At 74.7% G+C, this 25,846-nt stretch carries 18 protein-coding genes; 12 read left to right on the top strand and 6 right to left on the bottom strand.

The window, feature by feature from the left end:
- Positions 1–168 precede the first annotated feature (168 nt).
- The 4 genes from NQU55_RS06440 (at position 169) to NQU55_RS06425 (ending at position 5,443) form a co-directional block, all read left to right on the top strand.
- Positions 169–897, top strand: a complete 729-nt coding sequence (locus NQU55_RS06440; RefSeq protein ID WP_168094783.1) for an AfsR/SARP family transcriptional regulator — start codon at positions 169–171, stop codon at positions 895–897.
- 142 nt (positions 898–1,039) lie between these two features.
- Positions 1,040–3,883 (top strand): beta-ketoacyl [acyl carrier protein] synthase domain-containing protein, encoded by a 2,844-nt coding sequence (locus NQU55_RS06435; RefSeq protein ID WP_256789991.1) that lies wholly within the window; start codon positions 1,040–1,042, stop codon positions 3,881–3,883.
- Positions 3,880–5,043 (top strand): L-prolyl-[peptidyl-carrier protein] dehydrogenase, encoded by a 1,164-nt coding sequence (gene redW / locus NQU55_RS06430; RefSeq protein ID WP_168094800.1) that lies wholly within the window; start codon positions 3,880–3,882, stop codon positions 5,041–5,043. Before NQU55_RS06435 ends, redW begins: the two co-directional genes overlap by 4 nt.
- Before the next feature lie 82 nt (positions 5,044–5,125).
- Complete coding sequence (locus tag NQU55_RS06425) at positions 5,126–5,443, top strand: RedY/HapK family protein (RefSeq protein WP_206329757.1); 318 nt, start codon at positions 5,126–5,128, stop codon at positions 5,441–5,443.
- 21 nt (positions 5,444–5,464) lie between these two features.
- Here the strand turns inward: NQU55_RS06425 and NQU55_RS06420 are convergent, their stop codons facing one another.
- The 6 genes from NQU55_RS06420 to NQU55_RS06395 form a co-directional block, all read right to left on the bottom strand.
- The gene (locus tag NQU55_RS06420) at positions 5,465–6,127 is read right to left on the bottom strand and encodes a response regulator transcription factor (protein ID WP_168094802.1); all 663 of its coding nucleotides are present in this window, start codon (positions 6,125–6,127) and stop codon (positions 5,465–5,467) included.
- A 399-nt stretch (positions 6,128–6,526) separates the two neighbouring features.
- Positions 6,527–7,711: a nitroreductase family protein gene (locus tag NQU55_RS06415; protein WP_168094803.1), complete on the bottom strand. Its 1,185-nt coding sequence runs from the start codon at positions 7,709–7,711 to the stop codon at positions 6,527–6,529.
- A gap of 11 nt (positions 7,712–7,722) precedes the next feature.
- Positions 7,723–8,529: a 4'-phosphopantetheinyl transferase family protein gene (locus tag NQU55_RS06410; protein ID WP_168094804.1), complete on the bottom strand. Its 807-nt coding sequence runs from the start codon at positions 8,527–8,529 to the stop codon at positions 7,723–7,725.
- Positions 8,516–9,406, bottom strand: coding sequence for a DUF6206 family protein (locus NQU55_RS06405; protein ID WP_168094805.1), 891 nt, complete (start codon positions 9,404–9,406; stop codon positions 8,516–8,518). Before NQU55_RS06405 ends, NQU55_RS06410 begins: the two co-directional genes overlap by 14 nt.
- A gap of 220 nt (positions 9,407–9,626) precedes the next feature.
- Positions 9,627–10,853: a beta-ketoacyl-[acyl-carrier-protein] synthase family protein gene (locus NQU55_RS06400; RefSeq protein WP_168094806.1), complete on the bottom strand. Its 1,227-nt coding sequence runs from the start codon at positions 10,851–10,853 to the stop codon at positions 9,627–9,629.
- Entirely contained in the window at positions 10,850–11,095 is a 246-nt protein-coding gene (locus NQU55_RS06395; protein WP_168094807.1) for an acyl carrier protein, read from the bottom strand. Before NQU55_RS06395 ends, NQU55_RS06400 begins: the two co-directional genes overlap by 4 nt.
- Positions 11,096–11,390: 295 nt before the next feature.
- Between NQU55_RS06395 and NQU55_RS06390 the strand changes: the two genes are divergently transcribed.
- Genes NQU55_RS06390 through NQU55_RS06355 form a run of 8 tightly spaced genes read left to right on the top strand, consistent with a single transcriptional unit; the run spans position 11,391 to position 25,826 of the window.
- Complete coding sequence (locus NQU55_RS06390) at positions 11,391–12,386, top strand: beta-ketoacyl-ACP synthase III (protein WP_256789990.1); 996 nt, start codon at positions 11,391–11,393, stop codon at positions 12,384–12,386.
- Positions 12,387–12,400: 14 nt separating this feature from the next.
- Positions 12,401–12,664: an acyl carrier protein gene (locus NQU55_RS06385; protein WP_168092719.1), complete on the top strand. Its 264-nt coding sequence runs from the start codon at positions 12,401–12,403 to the stop codon at positions 12,662–12,664.
- On the top strand, positions 12,661–14,502 hold the full coding sequence (locus NQU55_RS06380) for an aminotransferase class I/II-fold pyridoxal phosphate-dependent enzyme (RefSeq protein WP_168092720.1): 1,842 nt from the start codon (positions 12,661–12,663) through the stop codon (positions 14,500–14,502). The genes NQU55_RS06385 and NQU55_RS06380 overlap by 4 nt, the downstream gene beginning before the upstream one ends.
- Positions 14,499–16,130, top strand: coding sequence for a D-alanine--poly(phosphoribitol) ligase (locus tag NQU55_RS06375; RefSeq protein ID WP_256789988.1), 1,632 nt, complete (start codon positions 14,499–14,501; stop codon positions 16,128–16,130). The genes NQU55_RS06380 and NQU55_RS06375 overlap by 4 nt, the downstream gene beginning before the upstream one ends.
- A gap of 11 nt (positions 16,131–16,141) precedes the next feature.
- Positions 16,142–22,843: a type I polyketide synthase gene (locus NQU55_RS06370; RefSeq protein ID WP_240976337.1), complete on the top strand. Its 6,702-nt coding sequence runs from the start codon at positions 16,142–16,144 to the stop codon at positions 22,841–22,843.
- 4 nt (positions 22,844–22,847) lie between these two features.
- Positions 22,848–23,909 carry an NAD-dependent epimerase/dehydratase family protein gene (locus tag NQU55_RS06365; RefSeq protein ID WP_168092722.1) on the top strand — a complete coding sequence of 354 codons (1,062 nt, stop codon included), beginning with the start codon at positions 22,848–22,850 and terminating at the stop codon, positions 23,907–23,909.
- A complete protein-coding gene (locus tag NQU55_RS06360) occupies positions 23,896–24,768 on the top strand; it encodes a thioesterase II family protein (RefSeq protein ID WP_168092723.1) in 873 nt (290 codons plus the stop codon). The genes NQU55_RS06365 and NQU55_RS06360 overlap by 14 nt, the downstream gene beginning before the upstream one ends.
- Positions 24,756–25,826, top strand: coding sequence for an SAM-dependent methyltransferase (locus NQU55_RS06355; protein WP_168092724.1), 1,071 nt, complete (start codon positions 24,756–24,758; stop codon positions 25,824–25,826). The genes NQU55_RS06360 and NQU55_RS06355 overlap by 13 nt, the downstream gene beginning before the upstream one ends.
- The last annotated feature ends 20 nt before the right edge of the window (positions 25,827–25,846 follow it).

The raw sequence follows: 25,846 nt of genomic DNA, 5'->3' as shown, positions 1-25,846 counted from the left end.
GTTGCAAGGATTGGGCGCCGAAAGGGGGAAAAAGCTGTCCAAGCTCCTGTTCTGATCTCCGGCGGAAATCGCTGTGGGGGGAAATTCGTGCAAATTGAAATACTCGGTCCGGTGCGCGTCAGCGTTGCGGAGAGGAGCAGCGACATTCGGGCCAGCAAGGTCCGTTCCATGCTCGCCACCCTCGCCCTCCGGGCGGGTCGGGCGGTGTCGCACATGGAGCTCGTCGACGAGCTGTGGTGCGGTTCCACCCTCGGCAATCCCCGCAACGCCCTGCAGGCCCAGGCCACCAGGGTGCGCAAAGTACTCGAGGCACACACCCCGATGCACCGCACGACCGTCCTGCGCGCCGTCCCGAACGGCTACCTGCTGGACGTGCCCGCGGAGTGCGTCGACGCCAACAGATTCCTCGATCTCGCCTCCCGCGGCGGAGCCGCGCTGACCACCGACCCCGAGCGGGCGGCGAGGATGCTGGAGTCCGGTCTGCGGCTGTGGCGCGGCCCGGCCCTGTTCGACGCCGGGGAGGGGCTGCGGTGCGCGAGCGCCGCGACCCTCTTCGAGGAACGCCGGCTGACCGCGTGGGAGGACCTGGTGAGCGCCCGTCTGGTGCTCGGCCACAACACCCAGGTGATCGCCGAACTGCAGCAGCTCGTCGCGCAGCACCCGCTGCACGAGCGGTTCTGCGAGCTGCTGATGCTGGCGCTGTACCGGTCCGGGCGGCAGAGCGAGGCACTGGAGCGCTTCCGCCTGACCCGCAAGCGGCTGGACGAGCAGCTGGGCATCCAGCCGGGTGCCGGGCTGCAGCGCCGCCACGCCGAGATCCTCGCCCAGGACCCGGCGCTGGCACAGCCGGGCGCGCTGTGGAACGGGCGGCGCGAGCCGCTCGCGACCAGCGCGTAGCGCCCTGCGGGCGGGGCCCGACCGCACCTCAGGGTGCCGCGGCCCGCTTCGGCACCGCCGGCAGCCGGTGCCGGCCCCGCGCCGCGGTGGCGGAGAGAGGTTGCCGGACCCGGCAGCACCGAGACAACTGGAGCCATCCCGCATGCACTCCGAGTCCGACGCGCGCGGTGCCACCGGCACCGCGCGCACCCCGCAGAACGAACCCGTCGCGATCGTCGGCATCGCGGCGCTCTACCCCGGCATCCGGGGAGCCGACGCGTACTGGAGGGCCCTGACCGAGCCCCCTCCGGATCCCGGGTCCGGCCCGGCGCCGTCGCTCGCCGGCATCGAGGTCGATGTCGCGCGGTTCGGCATACCGCCCGCGCAGGCCGGGGCGCTCACGCGCATGCAGCTGCTGATGCTGGAGGCGGCCCGCGAGTGCCTGGAGGACGCCAAGGGCGGCGACCGGACGCTGCGGACCGAGCGCACGGACGTGGTGGCGGGGGTGTGTTCCGGCCTGGACCGGCAGTACGCCAACGCGCTGCGCGTCGAGGGCGGCCGGTACGCCCGGGAGCTGGAACGGGCCGTGTCCGCACCGGAGTTCGGCGGCTCGGCCCGTACCGCCGCGCAGGCCGCCGACGAGCTGCGCTCGGCCCTGGTGCGGCGCCTGGGCGCCTCGCCGCACGACCGGGTCGGGGAGATGGCGAGCACCATCCCCGCCCGGATCGCGAGCGCGTTCAAGCTCCGGGGCCGCACCCTGGCCCTGGAGTCGGCCGACGCGACGTCGTTCCTGGCGATCGCGCACGCCCTCGACAGCCTGCGCGGCGGGCTGTCGGAGGCCGTGCTGGTGGTGACCGGCCAGCGCGAGGAGGGCCCGTACCTGCGGGCGGCGCTCGCGGCCAAGGGCCTCGTCGCGCCGCGCACCCGGCCCTTCGCCGCGGACGGCGACGGCTTCGCGCTCGGCGAGGGCGTGGGCGCGCTGCTGCTCAAACGGCTGTCGTCCGCGGTCGGCGACGGGGACCGCATCTACGCGACGGTCCGCGGGTGCGCGGTGCACCACGAGGGGCGCCCGGGCGTCTTCCGCTACTCCACGTCCGTGGAGCGGCGCGCGGAGACGGCCCGGGCCGCCCTGCGGGAGTGCGGCGCCTCCCCGGACACGATCGGCTACGTGGAGTGCGGCGCCTCCGGCGTGGCGCGCGAGACGGCCGCCGAACTCGCCGCGCTGACCTCGGTGTTCGCGGACGCGGAGCCCGGCTCCGTGGTGGTGGGCAGCGTGCGCGACCGGCTCGGGCACACCTTCGCCAACGCCGGCCTGGCCGGCGTCACCAAGGCGGCGCTGGCACTGCACCACCAGCGCCTCCCGGCCCGGCCGCCGCAGCCGCCCGGGGCGGCGCAGGACCTGTCCGCCGCGCCCTTCCGCACACCGGCGGAGCCGCAGAAGTGGGCCCCGCCGCCGGGCGGGGAACCGCGCCGCGCCTGTGTCAGCGGCGCCTCGCTGACGGGCACGCTCTGCCACCTCGTCCTGGAGGAGCACGAGACGGCGGGCGCGGCGCCCGCCCCGGCCCGGCCGCGCACCGCCCGCGCCTCCGCCGCGCCGGAGCCCGTCGCGATCGTGGGCTTCGGGGGCCGGTTCGGCGACGCTCCCGACGCCGACGCCTTCTGGGCCGCCATGCTCGCCGGGCAGGACCGGATCGGGCCGCTGCCGGAGTCCCTGCTCGACCGGGAGCTCTACCACCGGCCGGGCAAGCTGAGCCTGACCCACAGCTACACCGACCTGGGCTCCCCGGTGGAGGTGCCGGCGGCGCCGCCCGGGGGACTGCGCATCCCGCCGCACCGCTACGCGGTCATGGACGCGGCGCAGCGGGTGGCCCTGGGCGTGGCCGGCGAGCTCCTGGCCCGCCGCGGGCGGGCCGGGTCCGGGTACGCGGCCGTGCGGCCGGCCGGCCGGGGCCTGGTCGCGATGGGCACCAACCTGAGCCTGTCGCGGGAGCGCCGCACGGCGGCCGGCCTGGCCCTGGGCGAGGTCGAGGCGGCCGTCGCCGGGCTCGCGGCGCTGGGGCACCTGGACGCGACCGGGGTGGCCACCCTGCTCGACCTGGTCCGCGAGCGGTACGCCGCGGACCCGCCCCCCGGCGGGCCGGAGGACCTCGACGGCTCCCTCGCCGGGGGCGTCGCCGCGGTGATCGCCAACGAGTACGGCCTGGACGCCGTGCCGCTGGGGATCGAGGCGGCGTGCGCGTCCTCGCTCGCGGCGCTGGACGTGGCCGTGGGCCGGCTGCGCTCCGGCAGCGTGGACTACGCGCTGGCGGGCGGGGTCGAGCTGCCCTGCAACGCCCGCGACATGGTGTTGTGCTCGGCCCTGGGGCTGCTCTCGCACGAGCGCATCACCCCCTTCGACACCGCGGCCGACGGCTTCACCCCGGGGGACGGCTGCGCGCTCTTCCTGCTCAAGCGGTACGCGGACGCGCGGCGCGACGGGGACGCGATCCACGGGCTGCTGCGCGGGATCGGGGCGTCGAACGACGCGAAGTCCCTGATCGCGCCGGACGTGGACGGGCAGGTGCGGGCCATGCGCCAGGCCTTCGGGCAGGCGGGCTTCGACCCGGCGGACGTCGGCTACCTGGAGGCGCACGGCACCGGCACCCGCGTCGGCGACCGGGTCGAGATCGCCGCGGCGGCGCGGGTGTACGCGAGCCCGCACCGGCGGCGCCCGCTGGAGATCGGCTCCGCCAAGTCGTTCTTCGGCCACACCTTCGCGGCGGCGGGCGGCGCCGGGCTGCTGCGGGCGCTCTACGCCCTGCGGACCGGGGTGCTGCCGGCCAACGCGGGCCTGACCGCCGTCAGCCCGGAGCTGGACCTGGAGCGCATCCCCGCGCGCGTCTCCACCGCGACGACGCCCTGGGAGTCCGCCCCCGGCCGGCCGCGCCGGGCGGGCGTGAGCTCCTTCGGCACCGGCGGCATCAACTATCACGTGCTGATCGAGGAACACCTGGACGGGCCACGATGAACTTCGACTTCGACACCGAGACCGCGGAGATGCGCGACATGGTCGTGCGCTTCGCCAGGCGCGACCTCGGCGACGGCACGGCGGCGCACGACCCGGAGGAGTTCCGGCGCCGCTGGCAGCTCGCGGGGAAGCAGGGCATCGTGGGCGCGAGCGTGCCCGCCGCGTACGGCGGCAGCGGCCTCGACGCCGTCACCACCGCGGCCCTGATGGAGGCCCTCGGCTACGGCTGCGCCGACCAGGGCTTCGCCTTCTCCGTGGCCGCGCACCTGTTCGCCGCCGTCATGCCGGTCACCGAGTTCGGCACCGAGGAGCAGAAGCAGCGCTGGCTGCCGCCGCTCGCCTCGGGCGAGGCGATCGCGGCGCACGCCATCACCGAGCCGCACGCCGGGTCCGACGCCCTGAACCTGCAGACGCGCGCCGTGCGGCAGGGCGACGCGTACGTGATCAACGGCAGCAAGTGCTTCACCACCAACTCCCCCGTCGCCGACGTGTTCGTCCTGCAGGCGGCGACGTCGCCCGGCGGCGGCTTCTTCGGCCTCACCACCTTCCTCGTGGAGGCCGGCACGCCCGGCCTGACCGTGGGCCCGCGCTACGACAAGGTCGGCCTGCGGGGCTCGCCGATGGCCGACGTGCACCTCGCGGACTGCGTGGTGCCGGCGGCGAACGTGCTCGGCGAGGAGGGCGCCGGGGCGAGCATCTTCTCGTCCTCGATGAAGTGGGAGCGCACCTGCCTGTTCGCCACCTACGTCGGGGCGATGCAGCGCGTGCTGGAGTCGACGGTGGACTACGCCCGGGAGCGGGAGCAGTTCGGCTCGGCCATCGGCGGCTTCCAGGCCGTCAGCCACCGCCTCGTCGATATGACGATCCGCCTGGAGTCGGCCCGGCTGCTGCTGTACAAGGCCGCGTGCGGGCTGGCCGCGGGCAGCGACGACGAGGTCGCGCCCGCCCTGGCCAAGGTCGCGGTGAGCGAGGCGGCGGTGCGGCTCGGGCTGGACGCCGTGCAGTTGCGCGGCGCCCTGGGGATCCTCGGCGGCGAGGCCGAGACGTTTCTGCGGGACGCTCTGCCCTCCCGGATCTTCTCCGGCACGAACGAGATCCAGAAGAACAATGCGGCCCGGGCGCTGGGCCTGGGCGGTCGCCGATTCCGGAAGCGCCGCTGATGCCGCACCGGCCGCCGATACCGGACCGGCCTCCCGTACTGAACCGCAAGAGAATCCAGAGGGGATTTCCGGCGTCGTGGACATGATTGTGCACCGAATTCGGCTCCGCCCGAACGTCACTCCCGCCCGTTTCGAAACATGGGTCAAGGAGACCGACTACGCCACCTGCCCGGAACTCCCGAGCGTGTTGTCATTCAGCGTGCAGCGGGTATCCGCGGACCCGGCGGCTCCCGTTCACTTCTTCGAAGTCATCGGGGTGAGCAGCCGGGCCGATTTCGAACGGGACACGACAAGCGATGCCTTCGGCCGGCTGGTCGCCGATTTCGAGGGAATGGCCGAGGTCGTGGACGAAATGTGCGGAGTTCGTCTGGAGCCCGGATACCGGGTCGCGGCGGGCTGACGGGCCCCGCGCGGCGGGCCTTCAGAGGCGGCCCTGCGCCTGCCGTTCCATGGCGTCGATCAGCCCCGTCTCGTAGGCGATGGCCACCGCGCGGGCACGCGTCCCCGCGTCCAGCTTGCGCAGGACGTGGTGGACGTGGGAGCGGACCGTCGTGTTGGAGATGGAGAGCTTCTCGGCGATCTCCGCATTCGACCGGCCCTGCGCGAGCAGCAGCATCACCTCGGCCTCGCGCGGGGTCAGGGAGCCGGCCGGCGGCGGTGCGGGGGCCGGGGGCTGCTCGGTGCGGAGCTGGTCGAGGGCCTTGCGGGCGGTCAGCGGGGCGACCATGGCGTCGACCTCGATGACCGTCTTTATCATGCGGATCAGCTCCTCGGGCGGATCCTCCAGGGAGAGCACGGCCCGCACGCCGATGCGCAGGGCCTCGAAGGCCCTGGGGGTCGTGTCCGGCCGGGCGAGAAGGATGACCTTGGCCATCCGGGAGAGTTCGGCGAGTTCGCTGGTGTCGTCGATGCTGAGTGCCGGGGCCACCACGACAATGGCATCCGGAGCCATCTCCTTGGCCGCCGCCACCGTGCTCCGCACGGACGTTTTCGTGTGTGCTTCCAGGCCGTGCTGGCCCAGTAGTGCCTGCATACCCGCGCCCAGGATGAGCTTGTCGCAGCACAGCAGTATGCGCATACTCATCGAGCCTGCTTCCAGTTAACGGAACGGTTCCGAACGGAGTCGCTTCGGGGAGCAGGCGCTATTGTGGCCGACGGGGTAGTGGGGGTGAAGACCACCCAAGTCCCCCCGCCGGCGGTCCGATGGCTCAATGACGTCATCTCCGTGGCCACGGCATCCCCCTGAACGTCTCACCCGACTGTACGCCAGCGGCAACTGACGGCCGGGCGTCCCGCCAGGTTTTGGCGGGAAATATGTCACGGTAAAGGCGGCGGGAAGGAGCAGTATCCCCGACCGCGCGACGTACGGGTTCCCGGCCTGGCCGGAATGTTCCGCTGTTTTTCCGGCAGGCCCGCGGACGGGCCGGCCGGCCCGGATTGCCCCCTCCTGCGCCGCGTGGTCCGGAGTGTGTGGCGGGCCCTTTCAGACCGTGCGGTGATCCGCCGCTCCGGCGCTCCGGGGCGCCGGAGGGAAGGCCGTACGGGGCCGGCCGACACGGCTGACGAAGAAGAGCCTGCCGGAAAGGCCCAGTTGCTCCTGGAGCATCGCCCGCAAGGGGTCGTGCTGCATGACGACGCTCAGGGGGTGCAGGGCCAGCCCCGCGGTGGCCGCGTGCAGCCAGTAGTCGGCGATGCGCGCGCCGCCCCTGAAGGCGTCGGCCACTCCGGGGGCTTCCTCCGCGAAGCTCATCAGCACGACGGCGGGGGTACGGCGGATCCCGGCGGCCAGCCCTCCGGCGAGCGACCGGTCGTAGCCGAAGCGACACAGGAACTTCATCACCGGCGGGGACAGGGCGATCCGCTTCGCGAGCCGCTGCCGGGCCGACATTGGCCCGAAAAGCTGGGTCACGGGGAAGCCGTCGCCGTGGGCGCGCACCGCCGCCGGGGTCCAGCGGATGTACGAGTGGGTTTCCCGCCACGCCGCCGGGTGGCTGAAATCGATTCCTCCGTGGCGGGCGAGGAAGGCCGCGAAGACCTCGCGATCATGACACTCCGTCAGGTGGCGGAGTTCCGTCGCGGGGCCCCCGGTGGGGGCGTGGCGCGCGAGGTCGCCGAGGAGCTCCGGGGCCAGGGGCCGCTCGTCGTACGGACCGCGGTTGGTGTGCCGGGCGCGGGCCGCGTCCGACAGGGCGGCGAGGCTCTCGGCGGCCTCCCCGGTCCGGCGCAGCGCCGCCGTCCACAGCAGCGACCAGTCCCGGGGCCACGGGCCGCCGGGCAGCCGGGAGTCGGCGGCCGGCCCGCCCGCCCCGTCGCCCCCGCCGTCGTGGGCCCGCTCCCGCACCAGCGCCCAGCCCTGGGCGGCCAGCGCCCGGGAGAGCATCCGCCAGTAGGCGGCGCAGCTCAGCCGCATCTCCAGCAGGTGGGCGGGCAGGGCCGTGAGGCTGCGCCGGCGGTCGACGGCCAGGGCGAGGTAGACGTGGGTGCCGTCGTCCGGGCAGCCGAGCAGGTCGGCCGCGGCGCGGCGCGCCGGCCTGCTCTCCAGGCGGGCGAGCGCCCAGGGCTGGCAGTTGTGCGAGGAGGGGCTGAGGGCGGCGATGCCGGTGGCGTGCCGCAGGGCCTCGGGGAAGGGTGCGCCGAGGCCGGGGGCGAAGGAAGTGGCCGGTGTCATGGGTTCGTTCATCACGTCCATACCAGGGCGAGGAAGTAGCCGTCGATCCGCCGGGCCCAGCCGTGCGGGCGGCCGTCGCCCGCCGAGGGTGCGTGGCGCAGGAGGTCGGGCCCGGGCCGCCACGTGAAGGTGTGGTCGTCGCGCCAGGCGTGCAGGGCGACCTCGCGGGGGTCGATGCGCAGGCCGAAGCCGAAGTGCTTGAGGACGGCCTCCTTGCAGGCCCAGCGCAGCGGCAGGGGCATGCCGGCGAGGCGGCGGCGGTCGGGGTCGGCGCAGGCCGCGGCCCGGTCGTCGCCGGCGGTCAGGAGCGAGGTGAGCATCGGCGGCATAGCGCGCTCGTGCTCCAGGTCGACGCCGACGGGGCGCGGCCCGCACACGGCGATGGCGAAGTCGCCGGAGTGCGACAGGCCCACGTCGACGGGGGCGTTGACGACGGGTTTGCCGGCCCGCAGCCCGTGGGCGACGGCGCCGACCCGGATGTCGCGGGTGCGTCCGGTGCGGCCCCAGTGCCGCCTGCCGTGGGCGAGGACGCCGTGCTTGACGGCGAGGCGGCCGGCGAGCCACTCGTAGCGCCGCTCGGGCAGGCGCAGGCCCGCCGCGTGGGCGGCCTCGTCGTCGGTCAGGTGGCGGGCCTCCAGCGCGGCGCGCACGGCGTCGCCCTGGGCGCGCAGCCAGGCGATGGACACGACGGCGGCGGTGAGGTGCTCGGCGGGCCGGGCCAGGTGCAGCGGCCGCGCGGGGTCGAGGGCCAGCGTCTCCCCGGCGAGACGGCCCGGGCGGGGCCGCGGGGGCGCGGCGAGGGTGTCAGCGGTCGACATCGGGCGGCAGCAGGAAGGGGTAGGGGCGGTGGCGCACCTTCAGGTGCCAGGCGCGGTCGGCCTTGCGCAGCCGCTGGATGAGCTCCCACATCGAGGCGTCGCCCTTGTAGTACTTGGCGACCTCCTCGGCGGTGAGGGCGGGCGTGATGCGGGCGTTGGCCTGTTCGAGGAAGCCCGGGATCAGGCCGGCGAGCTTCTCCTTGTGGAGGTTGCCGAGGAAGTCGAGGACGACGCCGCGCGGTGTGTAGAACTTGTCGAAGATGGACTTGGACATCGCGAGGCGGACGGGGTCGCGCAGGATCCGGGGCAGTGAGGTGAAGAAGAGCCGGACGTCGAGGAGTTCGCGGCCGCGGGCGTCGCGCATGAGGGGCGAGGTGACGTCGAGGTAGACGAGTTCGCCGTCGAGGTCGATCCAGTTGGACGCCTGGGCGTCCAGGCCGAGGATCGGGGAGACGCAGCCGTGCACGCGGTCGAGGAAGCGGGCGAAGAAGTCCTCGGCCCAGGCGTCGCCCTCGCTGTGCAGGAGGCCGGGTACGAGCCGTTTGACGGGCAGGGTCTGCTGGACGCAGTAGCCGGCGATCCGGCCCGAGGGCAGCTCGGTGTGCCACAGCCGGGTCTCGGCGACGTGGATCCCGGCCGCGCGCAGGCGGTCGAGGTACCGGTCGAGGGTGCGCCCGTAGGCCTCGAAGCGCTTGCGGCCGTCGAAGACGGGCAGCCGCTTGCAGGCGAAGGCGCCGCGTTCGGTCTCCAGGGCGAGGACGAGGGTGACCTCGCCGTAGCCGAGGACGGTCAGCCCGCGGGGGTCGCCTGCGGCGAGCGCGTGCCGGACCTGCTGTTCGAGTTCCCGGAGGTCGTCCTCCGGGACGGTGAACGTCATGGACGCGCCTGCCTTCCGTTTCGGGGTGTGTCGGTTGCGGTGGCTGCGGATTCCGCCGGGCCCTCGCCGCGGGGCTTCCCGCCGTGGCGGCGGGCGCTTCTCCTCCTCCGAGGCTGCGGACTTCTCTCCCGCCGCGACGGCGGCCTGCCACGACGGCGAGGGTCCGGCGGAATGCGCACCGGCCGCCACCGCCGCGTGTCCGGCATCCGCCGGAAGGGCATCACGCCGCGACGAAGACGAGCGCCGCGTTCTGCCCCCCGAATCCGAACGAAGTGGACAGCGCAGCGTCGACGGTGGTCTTGCGGGGGCCGCCCGCGACGACGTCCAGGTCGACGGCCGGGTCCAGCTGTTCGAGGTTGGCGGTCGGCGGGACGAGCGAGCGTTCGACGGCGAGGACGGTGAGCGCGGCCTCGATGGCGCCCGCGGCGCCGAGGGTGTGCCCGAGCACGCCCTTGGTGGAGGTGACCGCGGCGCCGTCGCCGAGCGCCGTGCGCAAGGTGGCGGCCTCGACGGCGTCGTTGAGGCGGGTCGAGGTGCCGTGGGCGTTGACGTGGCCGATGTCGCCGGGGGCGGTGCCGGCCTGTTCCAGGGCCGTGCGGACGGCCGCGAGGACGGCCCGGCCCTCCGGTTCGGGCGCGGTGAGGTGGTGGGCGTCGGCGGAGGCCCCGTAGCCCGCGAGGAGCGAGCGGATCCGGGCGCCGCGGGCGCGCGCGTCGGCCTCCCGCTCCAGTACGAGGATGCCGCTGCCCTCGCCGATGACGAAGCCGTCGCGGCCGGCGTCGAAGGGCCGCGAGGCGGCGGCCGGTTCGTCCAGCCTGCGCGAGAGCGCGCCCATCTGCGCGAAGCCGGTGACCATCAGCGGGCTGACGCCGGCTTCCGCGCCGCCGGTGACGACGACGTCGCAGGCGCCCTCGCGCAGCAGCCGGGCCGCGGCGCCGATGGCGGTGGCCCCGGACGAACAGGCCGTGGCGGTCACGAAGTTGGGGCCGGTGGCGCCGAGGTCGATGGCGAGGTTCCCGGCGGCCATGTTGGGGACCAGCATGGGGACGAGGAGCGCGGAGACCTTCGCCGGGCCGTGCTCCAGCATCCGGCGGTGCTGTTCCTCCCAGGTGCTCACGCCCCCGAGCCCGCAGCCCACGACCACGCCGACGCGCGCGCCGTCCCACTGCGCGGGGTCGAGCCCGGCGTCGGCCACCGCCTCGCGCGCGGCGACGATCGCCAGCTGTGTGAAGCGGTCGTGCATCAGGGCGCTGCGGCGGCCGACGTGCCGGGCGGGGTCCAGCCCGGGGACGGTGCACGAGATGTCCACCGGCAGCCCTTCCAGGGCGGGGTTGCGGGCGGCCGCGGAGACGCCCGCGCACACGCCGTCCCAGGTCGCCTCGGTGCCGATGCCGGCCGCGGTGACCAGGCCGAGGCCGGTGACGGCGACCGGTGCCGCGGCGCTCACGGCGCCGTGGCCGCGATCTCGTTCGCGATCACCTTCACCACCGTGGCGATGGTGTCGGTCGGCGCGGCGGCCTCCTCGCCGATCTTCACCTGGAACTCGGACTCGATGACGAGCAGCAGCTCGACGAGGAACAGCGAGTCCATCTCCAGTTCCTCGAAGGTCACGTCCGGGCCGATGGCCGCGCGGTCCACCGCGAAGCGGTCGACAAGCACATCCACCAGCTTGTCGTAGACAGGGCTCATGGTGCGGTCCGCCTTTCCCGTGGGGCCGGGTGCGTCACCGGCGTCTTTTGCGGCACGCCGTCCGGCCCGGTGTGCGGCAAGTCTGGACGGCCGCGCTGACGGGGGGCTGACGGATGGCTGACCCCGGACCGGGTCAGCCATCCGTCAGCGTCCGGTCAGCCCGGGTGAGCAGACTCGGCACGCCGGAGCCGTCCGGCTGTCCGCACCGGAGGAGCGCTCGCGTGGTTTGCTTCCGTCCCAGCCGCACATCTTTCCGCAGGGCCGAGCCCGGGCCCCGGCGCCGCGGCGGTGCCCGGTGACGCGGGCGGCCGTCGTGGCCGGAGTGGGCAGCGCGCTGCCACCGGTGCCCGTCACCAACGACGAGCTGGTGGCGGCGCTCGACACCTCCGACGAGTGGATCCGCTCCCGGACCGGCATCCGGCAGCGCTACTTCGCCCCGGACTCCATGACGACCTCCGACCTGGCCGCGGGGGCCGGCGCCAAGGCGCTGAAGTCCGCGGGCGGCCGGCCGGTCGACACCGTGGTCGTGGCGACCACCACGCCGGACCGGCCGTGCCCGGCGACCGCGCCCACCGTGGCGGGCAAGCTGGGCCTCGGCCACATCGCGGCCTACGACGTCGCCGCGGTGTGCTCCGGCTTCGTCTACGCCCTGGCGACCGCGGCGGGCCTCATCGCGTGCGGCGCCTCCGACGGGGTGCTGGTCATCGGCGCGGAGACGTTCTCCCGGATCCTCAACCCGGCCGACCGCTCCACCGCGGTGATCTTCGGGGACGGGGCCGGGGCCCTGGTCCTGCGGCCCGGCGCGGAGGGCGAGACCGGCGCGCTGGGCCCCTTCGACCTCGGCAGCGACGGCGAGGGCCTGGAGCTGATCACGGTGCCGGCGGGCGGCTCCGAGCGGCGCCCGCACGCGCCGCGCGAGGAGGACCACTACTTCACGATGCAGGGCAAGCAGGTCTTCCGGCTCGCCGTGCAGCGCATGGGGCACTCGGCGCGCGCCGTCCTGGACCGCGCCGGGTGGCGGGTGAGCGACGTCGACCACCTCGTCAGCCACCAGGCCAACCACAGAATCACCGCCCGCCTGGCCGACGAGCTGGGCATCCCGCAGGAGCGCTGCGCCGGGAACATCGCCGAGGTCGGCAACACGGCCGCGGCCTCCATCCCCCTGGCCCTCGACCACGCCCACGCCGGAGGGACGCTCCGGCCCGGGGCCCGGGTGCTGCTCACCGCCTTCGGCGGCGGCCTCACCTGGGGGGCGACGGTGCTCACCTGGCCCGCCCTCGACCGCGACTGACGGCAAGGAAAGCGATGACCCCTCAGAAACTGATCACCGATTACATCGTCGAGGTCTGGATGGACGGCGACGCCGGCGGGCTGGAGCCGGACACGCCCATCGACGAGCTGAACATCATCGACTCGGCGGGCGTCTTCGACCTGGTGCATTACCTGCAGCAGGAGTTCCGCGTCAGCGTTCCGCTGCGGCAGATATCGCCGGCGAACTTCCGCTCCGTCAACGCGATCTCGGCCCTGGTCGGCCGGCTGCAGGCAGGGGAAGGAGCGACCACCGCATGACACACCTCATGGACGGCCCGCAGGAGACCGTGCGCATCCACCGCAAGGTCGTGGGGATCGTCGCCGAGCGGACGCTCTACGACGAGTCCCAGCTGCTGCCCGACAGCCACTTCGAGGGCGACCTGGGCATCGACTCCGTCATCCTGGAGTCGATCCTGGTGTCGGTCGGCGAGCAGTTCGGCATCGAGAAGCGGCTGCCCGGCGACATCACCACCATCCGCGAGCTCGTCGCCCGGGTGGAGGGCGCGCTGGGCGCGCCCCCCGGGACGGCGGAGGCCGGGGCCCCGGCGCAGGCGGAGGGCGCGGACGCCGTCCTGGAGGCGGTGCTGGCCGCCGCCGTGCGGCAGACGCAGTACCAGCGCAGCCAGCTGGCCCTCGACGCCGACTTCGAGAGCGAGCTCGGCATCGACTCGGTCATCCTCACCTCGCTGGTCGCCGAGGCCGCGCAGGAGCTGGGCCTGCCGGAGAGCGCGGTGGGCGCGGTCACCGCGCAGACCCTGCGCGGCCTGGCCGCCGAGCTCGCCGCCCTGACGACGCAGGCCGCAGCGGCCGGGCGCGCCGGGGACGGCTCCTGGGACGGCCGCTCGATGAAGGACTTCGTCGAGCAGCGCGACCCCGACCTCTTCGCCAAGGCCCGCGGCTTCGGCGCCTACCGGCGCCGGCGCGAGGAGGAGCGGCTGTACTGGTACGGCATGCCGCTGCTCTCGCGCTGCGAGAACCGGGCCGTCATCTACGACGAACTGGAGGGCCGCGAGCGCGAGTTCCTCATGTTCGCCTCCAACAACTACCTGGGGCTGGCCAATCACCCCAAGGTCGTCGAGGCGGTGTGCGAGGCCACCCGCGCCTACGGCGCCACCCACACCGGCTCCCGCTTCATCGGCGGCACCAACATGCTGCACAAGGAGCTGGAGCGGCGCCTGGCCGCCTTCAAGCAGCGCCCGGCCGCCATCGTCTACCCCGGCGGCTACGCGGCGAACCTCGGCGCCATCTCGGGCCTGGTCAAGAGCTACGACACGCTCGTCGTCGACAAGCTCAACCACATGAGCATCGTCGACGGCAGCAGGCTGTCGGGCGGCGTGCGCAGGATCTACCGGCACAACGACATGCAGGACCTGGAGCAGGTGCTGCGCCGCGGGGCCGGGCAGGCCACGGGCGGCGGCACGCTGATCGTCGCCGACGGCGTCTTCAGCATGCACGGCGACGTCTGCGACCTGCCCGAGATCGTCCGGCTGGCGAAGACCTACGGCGCCCGCGTGATGATCGACGACGCGCACGCGACCGGTGTGCTGGGCGCGCGCGGCTCGGGCACGGCCGAGCACTTCGGGCTCAAGGGCGAGGTCGACCTCGAACTGGGCACCATGAGCAAGGCCCTCGCCGGCATGGGCGGCTTCGTCGTCGGCGAGGAGGAGGTCGTCGAGTACCTGCGCTACTACTCCAACTCCTACGTGTTCGCCGCCAACATCCCCGCCGGCGTCGCGGCCGGGCTGATCGCCTCGCTGGACGTCATCGAGGCCGAGCCCGGGCGCGTCAAACGGCTCTGGGCCAACATCCACGCGCTCCGCGACCGGCTGCGCAAGGCCGGCTTCGACCTGGAGCGGACCGGGAGCGCCATCCTCCCCATCGTCATCGGGGACGAGCGCAAGGCCATGGAGATGGGACGCGCCGTGCGGGCGCGCGGCCTGTTCTGCCAGACCGTGGTCTACCCGGGCGTACCGCTCGGCGACGCCCGCCTGCGGGTCAGCGTCACCTGCGAGCACACGCCGCAGGACCTGGAGCTCGCGACGGAGATCTTCATCGAGTCCGCGACGGAGACCGGCGTCCTGCCGCGATCCGAGTGAGCGAGGAAGTGCACACGACCATGGGCGCCTTCAACACCAGCGTGATCCGGCTACGGCGGGACTTCCCCGCCGGGCAGGCCGGTCGTCCGGCCTTCGTCGGCGAACACCCCCTGACCTACGGCGAGCTCACCTCCGCCGTCGACGCGCTCACCTGCCGGCTGCTCGACCTCGGGGTCCGCACCGGCGACCGGGCGGCCGTCTGGATGGACAAGCACCCGCACTACGCCGAGGCGATCCTGGCCACGGTGCAGGCGGGCTGCGCGTACGTCCCCCTGGACGGCGGGCAGCCGGCGGGCCGGGCCGGGACCATCCTGATGGACGCGGAGCCGGTCGTGCTCTTCACCGACCGCCGCCACCTCGCCCTGCTCGCGGACCAGGAGCTGCCGCCCTCCCTGGAGGCCGTGGTCACCACCGGCGAGCCTCCCGCGGAAGGCCACGTCTGCGGTGTGCCCGTCCACGCGTGGGAGGACTTCGCGCGGGTCAGGGCCGGGCGGGTGACGATCCTGCCCGCGCTCCAGCCCTCCGACCTGGCGGCGATCCTCTACACCTCGGGATCGACCGGGGTGCCCAAGGGCGTGCGGATCTCCCACCGGAACCTGGCCAACTTCACCGGCTGGGCGCGCGCCGAACTCGACGTGGGGCCGGACGACGTGTTCGCCAACCACGCCTCGTTCAACTTCGACCTGAGCACCTTCGACCTGTTCGTCGCGCTGTCCGTCGGCGCCGCGGTGTGGATCGTGGCCGACGCGGCCGCCCGGGACGTCCCGGCGCTGGCCGCGGGCGTCCGCCAGCACGGCGTCACCGTCTGGTACTCGGTCCCCTCCGTCCTGCACCTGCTCACCGCGTCGGGCGTGCTCACCCCCGACGTCACCCGGAGCCTGCGCTACGTGCTCTTCGCGGGCGAGGTCTTCCCGATCCCGCAGCTGCGCGCCCTCGCGGACCGGCTGCCCGCCGGCACCGCCCTGTACAACCTCTACGGGCCCACCGAGACCAACGTCTGCACCTATCACCGGGTGCGGCCCGAGGACCTCCTGCGTGACACGCCCGTGCCCATCGGGGGGCCGATCACCGGCGCGCGCGTGAGCGTCGTCGCCGACGGCCGGCCCGTCGACGTGCCCGGCGCGATCGGCGAACTCGTCGTCGAGGGCGACTGCGTGACCCCCGGCTACTGGCGCCGCCCCGACGAGCCCGCCGCAGCCCTCCACTGCCAGGGCCGCCATCCCACCGGCGACCTCGTCAGCTACGAGGACGGGCAACTGGTCTACCGCGGCCGCAAGGACCGCATGGTCAAGCTGCACGGCTACCGCGTCGAACTCGGCGAGATCGAGGCCGCGGCGCTCTCCCACCCCGCCGTCGCCGAGGCCGCGGTCGTGCTGCGCACCGGGCAGGGGGAGGACGCCCAGCCCCGCATCGCCCTCTACTACACGCTGCGCCCCGGCGCCGCGCGGCCCGGTCTGGTGCAGCTCAAGCAGCACTGCGCCCGCGTCCTGCCCCGCTACATGCTGCCGCAGGCGGCGACCTGCCTCGACCGGCTCCCGCACAACGCCAACGGCAAGACCGACTACCGGCGCCTTGACCACGAGGCGGCCCAGCCCACCGCAGAGCCTGCCGGCACTGCCAGCAAATGACGGAGACCATCTTGAGTCGAGGACCGATCGGGAAGCCCTGGCCCGGCGGCGAACCGGAGACCGTGGCGGCGCTGCTCCGGCACCGCGCGGACCGGACGCCGGACGCGCTCGCCTACCGCTTTCTCCCCGGTGCCGACGACGCGAGCGAGTCGTGGAGCTACGGGGAACTGGACCTGCGCGCCCGCACCGTGGCGGGGCGGCTGCTGCGCGAGAACCTCGCCGGCCGGCCCGTCCTGCTGCTCCACCCGCCGGGCCTGGACTACATCGCGGCCTTCTTCGGCTGCCTCTACGCCGGGGCGATCGCCGTCCCCGCCTATCCGCCGGACAGCGCGCGCTTCGGCCAGACCATGCCCCGGCTCGCGGCCATCGCCCGGGACTCCGGGGCCACGCACGCCTACACCACCGCCGACGTCCGCGAGGCCGCGCGCGCCAGGCCGGAGGAGATCTCCGCGCTCGGCCTGACGGGGCTGACGTGGCTGACGGCCGACGACCTCGGGCCCGCGGACGCCGAGGCCTGGCACGAGCCGGGCACGGGCGGCGGCTCCCTCGCCTTCCTGCAGTACACCTCGGGGTCGACGTCCGACCCCAAGGGCGTCATGGTCACCCACACCAACCTCGTCCGCAACCTGCGCTCCATCCATCTGCGCCTGGAGCACGACGAGGACTCCGGCATGGTCTCCTGGCTGCCGCCGTACCACGACATGGGGCTCATCGGCGGCATCCTCACCCCGCTCTACGGAGGCTTCCCCGCCCACCTGATGGCGCCGGCCACCTTCGTCCGGCGGCCGCTGCTGTGGCTGGAGACCCTCTCCCGGACGGGGGCGTCGACCAGCGTCGCGCCCAACTTCGGCTTCGAGCAGTGCCTGCGCCGGATCACCGACGAGCAGCGCGACGCCCTCGACCTGAGCACCTGGCGGCTCGCCCTCAACGGCGCCGAGCCCGTACGGGCCGAAACCCTGGAGCGCTTCGCCGACCGCTTCGCCCCCTGCGGCTTCGACCGCCGGGCCCTGCTGCCCTGCTACGGGCTGGCCGAGGGCACCCTGATGGTCACCGGGATCGGCGCCGCGCAGCCGCCCGTCCTCGGCGCGTTCGACACCGGCGCCCTGGCCCGCGGCGCGGCGGAGCCCGCAGCGCAGGGCGCGGAGCGGACGACCCGGGTCGTCGGCTGCGGCACGCCCGTCCCGGACGTCGAGGTCGCCGTGGTCGACCCGGACACCCGCCGCCGGGCGCCCGACGGCCGCGTCGGCGAGATCTGGGTGGCCGGGCCGAACGTCGCCGAGGGCTACTGGGGCCGGCCGGAAGCCACGGAGGAGTCGTTCGGCGCCCGCATAGCCGGTGAGGAGGAGACGGCCCCGGCCCATCTGCGCACCGGCGACCTGGGCTTCCTGCGCGACGGCCAGCTCTACGTGGTGGGCCGCACCAAGGACGTCGTCATCGTGCAGGGCCGCAACCACTACCCGCACGACGTCGAACTGACCGCCGAGAAGGCCACGGACGCCGTCCGCCCCGGCTGCGGCGCCGCCTTCGGCATCCCCACCGAGCAGGGCGAACAACTCGCCCTGGCCTACGAGTTCGGCGGCGGCGACCCCGCGGCGGCCCTCGCCGCGCTGCGCACCGCCGTCGCCGAGGAGCACCAGGTCGCCCCGCACACCGTCGTCCTGCTCAAGCGGTCGACGGTGCCCAAGACGACCAGCGGCAAGATCCAGCGGCAGGCGTGCCGGGCGGCCCTGACGGGCCTGGAGCTGTCCGTGGTGGCGGCGAGCGTGCTCCGCGACGACGCGGGGCCGCCGTCCCCCGCGGCCCGCCCGGGCCGCGAGCAGGCGGTGGAGGCGGTCGCGCGCGTGCTGGGCCGGGCGGCCGGCCCGGACGGCGGCGATGACGACGCCGCCGCCGACCGCGGCTTCGCCGAACTGGGCCTGGACTATGCGGGCCTCCTGGACGCCGTGGGCGCGCTGGAACGGGAGTTCGGCGTAACGGTCCCGGTGGGCGAGCTGCTGGTGCGCCCGCACGCAGCGACGCTCGTCGAGCTGCTTGTCACGGACGGGGCCGGCGAGGGCGCGGATCCGAACGGCGTGACCCCGACCGCGGACGAGGCCGGCGAGGGCGCCTTCGCAAAAGCACCCGGCGCGGTCACGACGGGCGAAGGGCTCCGCGCGGGCGCGCCCGGCGGCGAAGGGCCCCACGCGGGCGCGCCCGCAAGCGCGCCCCGCGCCGCCGCCGTCGAGGCGTGGCTGGCCGCGCGGATCGCGGGCCGGCTCGGGCTGCGGGCCTCCGCGATCGACCGGGACCTGCCCTTCACCTCCCTCGGGCTGGACTCCCGGCAGGCCGTGGCCGTCACCGGTGAACTGGGCGCCTGGCTGGGCCGCGAGCTGCCCGCGGGCCTGGTCTTCGAGCACCCGTCCGTCCGCGCGCTGGCGGCCCGCCTCGGCGCGCAGGAGCGGCCCCGGCCCACGGCCGTCCCCGCCGCTCCCGCCGCACCGGCCCCCGGCGAGCCGGTCGCGATCGTCGGCATGGGCTGCCGCTTCCCGGGCGCCCCCGACGTGGACAGCTACTGGCGGCTCCTGCTGGACGGCCGCGACGCCGTCGGCGAGGTGCCGCGCGACCGCTGGGACCCCGGTCTCGTCGACGCCCCCCGCCACGGCGGGTTCCTGGACCGCGTCGACGCCTTCGACGCCCGCTTCTTCGGGATCTCGGCGCGCGAGGCCGAGCGCATGGACCCGCAGCAGCGGCTGCTGCTGGAGGTGGCCTGGCAGGCCTTCGAGGACGCGCACGTCACGCCCGCGCACCTGGCGGGCAGCGAGACAGGCGTCTTCGTCGGCATCAGCAGCCACGACTACGCCGAGCTGCAGATGCCGCACCTGGAGTCGGTCGACGTCTACTCCGCGACGGGCAACGCCCAGTCGGTGGCGGCGAACCGGCTCTCGTACCACTTCGACCTCGCGGGCCCAAGCCTGGCCGTGGACACCGCGTGCTCGTCGTCGCTGGCCGCCGTCCACATGGCGTGCCAGAGCCTGCGGGCGGGCGAGTGCCGCACCGCGCTCGCCGGCGGGGTGAACCTCCTGATCACGCCGGGCCTGTCGGTGGCGTTCGCGCAGGGCGGGATGCTCTCCGCGGACGGGCGCTGCCGGACCTTCGACGACGCGGCCGACGGCTACGTGCGCGGCGAGGGCGTCGGCCTCGTCCTCCTCAAGCCGCTGTCCGCGGCCCTGGCCGACGGCGACCGCGTCCACGCGGTGATCCGGGGCTCCGCCCTGGGCCACGGCGGGCGCAGCAACGGCCTGACGGCGCCGAAGGGTTCGGCGCAGCGCACGGTGATGGCACGGGCCCTGGCCCGGGCCGGCCTGGAGGCCTCCGCGGTCGGCTACGTCGAGGCGCACGGCACGGGCACGGCGCTCGGCGACCCCGTCGAGTGGGGGGCGCTGGCGGGCGTGTACGGGCAGGGGCGGGCCGCGGAGGAGCCGTGCCTGGTCGGCTCGGTGAAGACGAACATCGGCCACCTGGAGGCGGCCGCGGGGATCGCCGGGCTGATCAAGGCGGCCCTGGTGACCAAGTACCGCCAGGTGCCTCCGTCGCTGCACCTGACCAGGCCCAACCGGGGCCTGGAGCGGGAGGGCGCGGGTCTGGAGGTGGCCACGGACCGGCGTGCGCTGCCGGTGCGGGACGCGGCGCGGGCCGGGGTGAGCTCGTTCGGGTTCGGCGGCGCCAACGCGCACGTCGTCCTCGAAGCGGCGCCCGAGGTGACGGCCGCCGCCCCGGCCGCGGGGCCCGTGCGCCCGCGGCACGCGCTGTGCCTGTCCGGGCACACGTCCACCGCCCTGGCCGCGCTGGCGCGCCACTACCGCACGCACCTCGCGGCGCACCCCGACGCGGACCTGCGGGCGGTGTGCCGCTCGGCGAACACCGGGCGCGCGCACCTGGCGCACCGCGCGGTGCTCACCGGCGCGTCGGCCGCCGACCTGGACGCCGCGCTGGAGGACCTGGTGCGCGAGCGGCCCTCGACGGCGGCGGTCCGCGGCCACGTGCCGGGCCGGCCGGAGCCGAAGGTGGCGTTCCTCTTCAGCGGGCAGGGCACCCAGTACCCGGGCATGGCGAAGGAGCTGTACGGCACGCACGAGGGGTTCACGCGCACGCTCGACCGCGCCGACGCCGTGCTGCGGCCGCTGCTCGGCACCCCGCTGACCCGGCTGCTCTTCGACGAGGACGGCGCCGCGCAGCTGCGCAGCACGCGGTACTGCCAGGCGGCCCTGGTCGCCCTGGAGGCCGCGCTGGCCGGGGTGTGGACGTCGCTGGGCGTGCGCCCGGCGGCCGTGCTCGGGCACAGCGCGGGCGCGATCGCCGCGGCGGCCGTCGCCGGGGCGGTGTCCCTGGAGGACGCGCTGGCCCTGGCGGCGGAGCGCGGGCGGCTGATGGACGCGCAGCCGGGCGACGGCGCGATGATCGCGTGCGTCGGCGACCCCGGCGCGGTCCGCGCGGTGGCCGGGGACTTCGCCTCGGTCGCGGTCGCGGCGGTCAACACCGGGGACCACCTGGTGCTGTCGGGCGGGGCCGCGGAGATCGCGGCGGCGGGCGAGGCCCTGCGCGGGCGCGGCGTGACCGTACGGCCGCTGGTCGTCTCACACGCCTTCCACTCCCCGCTGATGGCGGGCGCGGCGGAGCCGCTGCGGGAGGCGGCCGGGCGGATCGCCTTCGCGGAACCGGCCGTCCCCTGGGTCTCCGACGCCACCGGCGAACTCACCGGCCGCCCCGACGCGGGCTACTGGCGGGCGCACATGCTCGGCACGGTGCGCTTCGCCGACGGCTTCGCGACGCTGCGCCGGCTCGGCTGCGACGCGTTCGTGGAGGTCGGCCCGCATCCGACGCTCCTCAACCTGGGCCGGTCGATGACCGCGGCCGAGCCCGGGGCGGCGGACGTCCCGGCGCCGCTGTGGCTGCCGACGCTGCGGCGCGGCGGCGACGCGTGGGAGTCGCTGCTGCAGTCGCTGGGCCGGCTGCACTGCGCGGGCGGCGCCGTGGACTGGGCCGCGCTCGACGGCCAGGACCCGCCGCGGCACGTCCCCGTGCCGCACGCCGTCCTCGAACGGGAGTCGTACTGGTTCACGGCCCCCGCGGAGCGCGCCCGGCGGTCCGCCGTGACCGGCCCCGAACCCTCCTCCGCTCCCCGCCCCGTACGGCAGGAGCCGTACGCCCCGGCAGCCGGCGGCGCGGTCGCCGAGGGCAGCGTCCTCGGCCACATCGCGCGGATCTGCGGCTTCCCCGCCGAGCAGATCCCCCCGTACGCCCGCCTCGGCGTGGACCTGGGGTTCGACTCGCTGATGCGGACCGATCTGCAGCGCAGCATCGCCGCCCAATTCCCCGATCGGATGGACGCATTGCACCGTGACCTTCCCGAGGATCCGACGGTACGGGACCTGGTGGACCGGCTGGGCGACGGCGGCGGACCCGTTCCGCAGGCGCCTGCCGCCCCCGCCCCCGCCCCCGCCCCGGCGCAGGCCGTTCCGCCCCTGGTTCCGCGGCCCGCGCGGCCGGCGGTGAAGCAGGAGTACGCGTTCGAGGAGTGGGCCGAGTACGCGGAGCTGCAGGGGCGGCTGCGGCAGGCCCGGTCCGGCGGCTCGAACCCGTACGGCCGCTCGCACGAGGGCTTCAACTCCGCCGAGGCCACGATCGGCGGCCGCAAGGTCGTCAACTTCGCCGCCTTCAACTACCTGGCGCTGTCGGGCCATCCGCAGGTGCGCCAGGCCGCGAAGGAGGCCATCGACCAGTACGGCACGTCGGCTTCGGCGACCCCGCTGCTCTTCGGCGAGACGCCGCTGCACCACGAGCTCGACGCCGAGATCGCCTCGTTCCTGGGCACCGAGGCGGCGATCGTCTTCGCGGGCGGCCACGCCACCAACGTGGCCACGGTGGGGCACCTCTTCGGGCCGGAGGACCTCATCGTCCACGACGAGTGGAGCCACGACAGCACCGTGCGCGGCTGCGTCCTGTCCGGCGCGCGGCGGCGGCCCTTCCCGCACAACGACTGGGAGGCCCTGGACCGGATCCTGACCGCGCTGCGCGGCCGGCACCGGCGGGCGCTCGTGGTGATCGAGGGCGCCTACAGCCAGGACGGCGACATCCCGGACCTGCCCCGGTTCATCGAGGTCAAGCAGCGCCACGGCGCCATGCTGATGATCGACGAGGCGCACTCGGTGGGCGTGCTCGGGGAGACCGGGCGCGGCATCGGCGAGCACTTCGCCGTCGACCGGGCCGATGTGGACCTGTGGATGGGCACCCTCAGCAAGGCGATCGGCAGCCTCGGCGGCTACATCGCGGCCCGCGAGCCGATCGTGGAGTACCTCCGCTTCACCGCTCCCCTGCACATCTTCAGCACCGGCATCTCGCCGGCGAACGCGGCGGCGGCCCTGGAGGCGATCCGGGTCGTCCGCAAGGAGCCGCAGCGCGTGACCCGGCTGCGCGAGCTGTCGGACTTCTTCCGCGCGGGGGCCCGGGAGCGCGGCCTGGACATCGGGGTCTCCCGGGCGTCCGCCGTCATCCCGGTCATCACCGGCGACTGGGAGAAGACGATGGCCCTGTCCAACTCCCTGCTGGAGCGGGGCGTCAACGTCATGCCGATCGGCTATCCGGCCGTCGAGCGCGACAAGTGCCGGCTGCGCTTCTTCGTCAACGTCGACCACACCGAGGTCGACCTCGAAACCTCCCTCGACCTTCTGGTGTGATCCCATGTCGACGCTGAACAAGGACACCTCCGGCTCCCCCGCCCCCGGCCCCGGCGAACAGCCGGACGTCCTGGTCACCGGGGCGAGCGGGTTCATCGGCGGCCACCTCGTCCGCCGCCTGGCCGAGCGCGGCCACCGGGTGCGCGTGCTCGTGCGGGAGGGCAGCGACCGGTCGGGTTTCGCCGGGTCCGAGGCCGGCGCCGTCACCGGCGACCTGAACGACCTCGCGAGCCTGCACCGGGCCGCGGCCGGGGTGCGGCAGGTGTACAACTGCGCGGGCATGTCGGCGGACTGGGGCGCCTGGGAGGACTTCCGGCGCATCAACGTCACCGGCGCGGCCAACGTCGTCGAGGCCGCGGCCCACGCGGGCACGGTGCGGCGGGTGCTGCACGTCAGCACCACCGACGTCTACGGCTACCCCGTGCGGCCCTGCGACGAGCGCGCCGAGCCGCGGGACACCGGCCTGCCCTACAACCGCAGCAAGCTGCTCGGCGAGCGGGCGGTGCGCGAGGCCTCCGAGCGCACGGGGGTGCCGGTGACGGTGGTCCGCCCGGTCTCGGTCTACGGGCCGGGCAGCAAGGACTTCGTCATCGAGATCGCCGGTCTGCTGCTGCGCAAGCAGATGGTCTACATCCGCCAGGGCCGCGTCCCGGCCGGGCTGCTGTACGTGGGCAACGCCGTCGACGCCATGATCGACGCGTGTGCGTCCGACGCGACGGCGGGACGCGCGTACAACCTGCGCGACCCCGGGCTGACGACGTGGCGCGAGTACATCGAGGCGCTCGCCCGCGGCCTGGGCGCGCCGCCGCCGCGGCTCAGCCTGCCCACACCGGTGGCCACGCTCGTGGCGACCGTCTCGGAGAAGCTCTACGGCGCCTTCGGTATCAAGGCGCGGCCGGTCCTCACCCGCCACGCGGTGCACCTCTTCGACCGCGACCAGTCCTACGGAACCGAGCGCGCGCAGGAGGAGTTCGGCTTCAAGAGCCCGGTGGGCTTCGAGGAGGGCATGCGGCGGACGATCGCATGGCTGGACTCGGCGGAGGGGCGCCGGCATGTCGCCCGCTGAGCCGCTCGTCGCCGCCCTCCCCCGGGACGCCCTGTGGTTCCCGCGCTTCGGGGCGCCGCCACCCGCCGCCGGCGCGGGGACCGTGCTGATCTGCTTCCCGTACGCGGGCGGCACGGCCTCCGTCTACCGCGACTGGCGCGAGCGCCTCGGCGCCGAGGTCATGGGCCTGCAGCTGCCGGGCCGCGGCCTGCGGATGCGCGAGGAGCCGTACACGTCCGCGGGGCCGCTCGTGGCCGACGTGGCCGACGAGCTGGTGCGCCGGGGCCTGACCGGCGACTACGCGTTCTTCGGGCACAGCATGGGCGCGCTGCTGGCCTACGAGACCGGCTGCGCGCTGCGGGAGCGCGGCGAGCCCGGGCCGCGGCACCTGTTCGTCTCCGGCAGCAGGGCGCCGCACTTGTACGGGGACCGCACCGAACACTTGCTGCCCGACGCCGGGCTGCACCGGTTCGCGGCCGGCATCGGCGCGCTCGGCGACGGCGACCGGGCGCCGGTCAACGACGCCTATCTCGCGCGGAGGCTGCCGGTCCTCCGGGCGGACCTGCGGGTCTGCAACGACTACCGCTGGCGGCCGCGCCGTCCGCTGGACTGCCCGATGACGGCGTTCTCCGCGAGCGACGACCCCGTCGCGGGGGCCGCGGAGGTGGAGGCGTGGCGCGCGTACACGACGAGCTCGTTCCTGCGCCACCACGTGCCCGGCGACCACTTCTTCCTGACCGCCGGCGGCCCGTCGCGGGAGCGGCTGCTGCGGGAGCTGCGCGGCGAGCTCGCCCGGCTGCCCCGCGCCGCGGCCCGCACGACCACCGACGGGGCCGCCACGCCCCCCTCCGAGCAGAAGGAACCCTCATGGACGTACTGAGCCTGGTCAAGAGCGTCGGGAACCGCGTCGGGGTGCCGCTCGGCGACGCCCTGGCCGCGGTGCGGATCGCCGGCAACTGGCGGATGCCCCTGCTGCTCGCGGTGTCCAAGGGGGTCATCACACCGGTCTACCGGGCCGCCTTCCTCGCCTCCGCGGCGGGCTCCGGCGTACTCGGCCGCCTGGCCGTGCGCCCCTGCGACCTGGAGTCGCTGGCCGACACGCTGGGCGCGACGCAGGACAAGGAACGGCTGCGCGCCTGGCTGGAGATCGGGGTGCGCCTCGGCGAACTGGACAAGCGCGAGGGCTGCTACCGGCTCAGGAGCCTGGCCGCCCGCACGCTCGCGCGGGCCGGCAACGACGCCCTGGCCGCCGCCCTGGAGGAGGTGCTGCGCTTCCACGTACCGGTGCTGCTGGGAGGACCGCGCATGGCGGCGACCGGCGAGCGCTTCTCCCTGGGCGATCAGGACGGGCTCGTCATCGCCCGCTCTACGCGGGTGATCGAGCCGTTCGTGGAGGCGGCGATCGCGCGCACCCTCGACCGGGAGGGCCCCGTGCGGCTGCTGGAGGTCGGCTGCGGCAGCGGCGTCCACGTGCGGCACGCGGCGCGGCTCAACCCGCGGCTGTCGGCCCTCGCCGTCGACATGCAGCAGGAGGTCGCGGAGAGCGCCGCCAAGAACATGGCCGAGTGGGGGCTCTCCGACCGCGTCGAGACCCGGCAGGGCGACCTGCGCACCCTCGACCTGCAGCCGCAGTTCGACCTCGTGACGATGCACAACAACATCTACTACTTCGCCGAGGACGAGCGCGTGGCGGCGCTGGAGCGGGTGCGCTCGCTGCTGGCGCCCGGCGGGCGGATCCTGCTCACCACGTCCTGCCGGGGCGGCAGCATCGGCCTGGACGTGCTCAGTCTCTGGTTCGCCTACGCCGACTTCGGCGGCCCCCTGCCCCGCGAGGAGGAGCTCGTCGCGCAGCTGGAGCGCGCCGGGTTCACCGGCGTCGAGGCGGCCCGGATCGTCCCGGGCGAGCAGTTCCGCGCCTTCACGGCCACCAGCAAGTAGTCCCCCGCGCAGGCCCGAGC

Origin of the sequence: Streptomyces telluris (genome assembly GCF_024519335.1) — a bacterium.
In the GTDB taxonomy this organism is placed as follows: domain Bacteria; phylum Actinomycetota; class Actinomycetes; order Streptomycetales; family Streptomycetaceae; genus Streptomyces; species Streptomyces telluris.
Note: the sequence above shows the minus strand (reverse complement) of the source record. Positions and strands in the feature narration are given on the sequence as shown.

Bases quoted from the DNA above. Each gene is read 5' to 3' on its own strand.
- NQU55_RS06420 (WP_168094802.1), bottom strand. From the start codon at position 6,127: ATGAGTATGCGCATACTGCTGTGCTGCGACAAGCTCATCCTGGGCGCG.
- NQU55_RS06355 (WP_168092724.1), top strand. From the start codon at position 24,756: ATGGACGTACTGAGCCTGGTCAAGAGCGTCGGGAACCGCGTCGGGGTG.
- NQU55_RS06380 (WP_168092720.1), top strand. From the start codon at position 12,661: ATGACACACCTCATGGACGGCCCGCAGGAGACCGTGCGCATCCACCGC.
- NQU55_RS06405 (WP_168094805.1), bottom strand. From the start codon at position 9,406: ATGACGTTCACCGTCCCGGAGGACGACCTCCGGGAACTCGAACAGCAG.
- redW (WP_168094800.1), top strand. From the start codon at position 3,880: ATGAACTTCGACTTCGACACCGAGACCGCGGAGATGCGCGACATGGTC.
- NQU55_RS06410 (WP_168094804.1), bottom strand. From the start codon at position 8,529: ATGTCGACCGCTGACACCCTCGCCGCGCCCCCGCGGCCCCGCCCGGGC.
- NQU55_RS06360 (WP_168092723.1), top strand. From the start codon at position 23,896: ATGTCGCCCGCTGAGCCGCTCGTCGCCGCCCTCCCCCGGGACGCCCTG.
- NQU55_RS06365 (WP_168092722.1), top strand. From the start codon at position 22,848: ATGTCGACGCTGAACAAGGACACCTCCGGCTCCCCCGCCCCCGGCCCC.
- NQU55_RS06440 (WP_168094783.1), top strand. From the start codon at position 169: ATGCTCGCCACCCTCGCCCTCCGGGCGGGTCGGGCGGTGTCGCACATG.
- NQU55_RS06435 (WP_256789991.1), top strand. From the start codon at position 1,040: ATGCACTCCGAGTCCGACGCGCGCGGTGCCACCGGCACCGCGCGCACC.
- NQU55_RS06415 (WP_168094803.1), bottom strand. From the start codon at position 7,711: ATGACACCGGCCACTTCCTTCGCCCCCGGCCTCGGCGCACCCTTCCCC.
- NQU55_RS06385 (WP_168092719.1), top strand. From the start codon at position 12,401: ATGACCCCTCAGAAACTGATCACCGATTACATCGTCGAGGTCTGGATG.
- NQU55_RS06395 (WP_168094807.1), bottom strand. From the start codon at position 11,095: ATGAGCCCTGTCTACGACAAGCTGGTGGATGTGCTTGTCGACCGCTTC.
- NQU55_RS06425 (WP_206329757.1), top strand. From the start codon at position 5,126: ATGATTGTGCACCGAATTCGGCTCCGCCCGAACGTCACTCCCGCCCGT.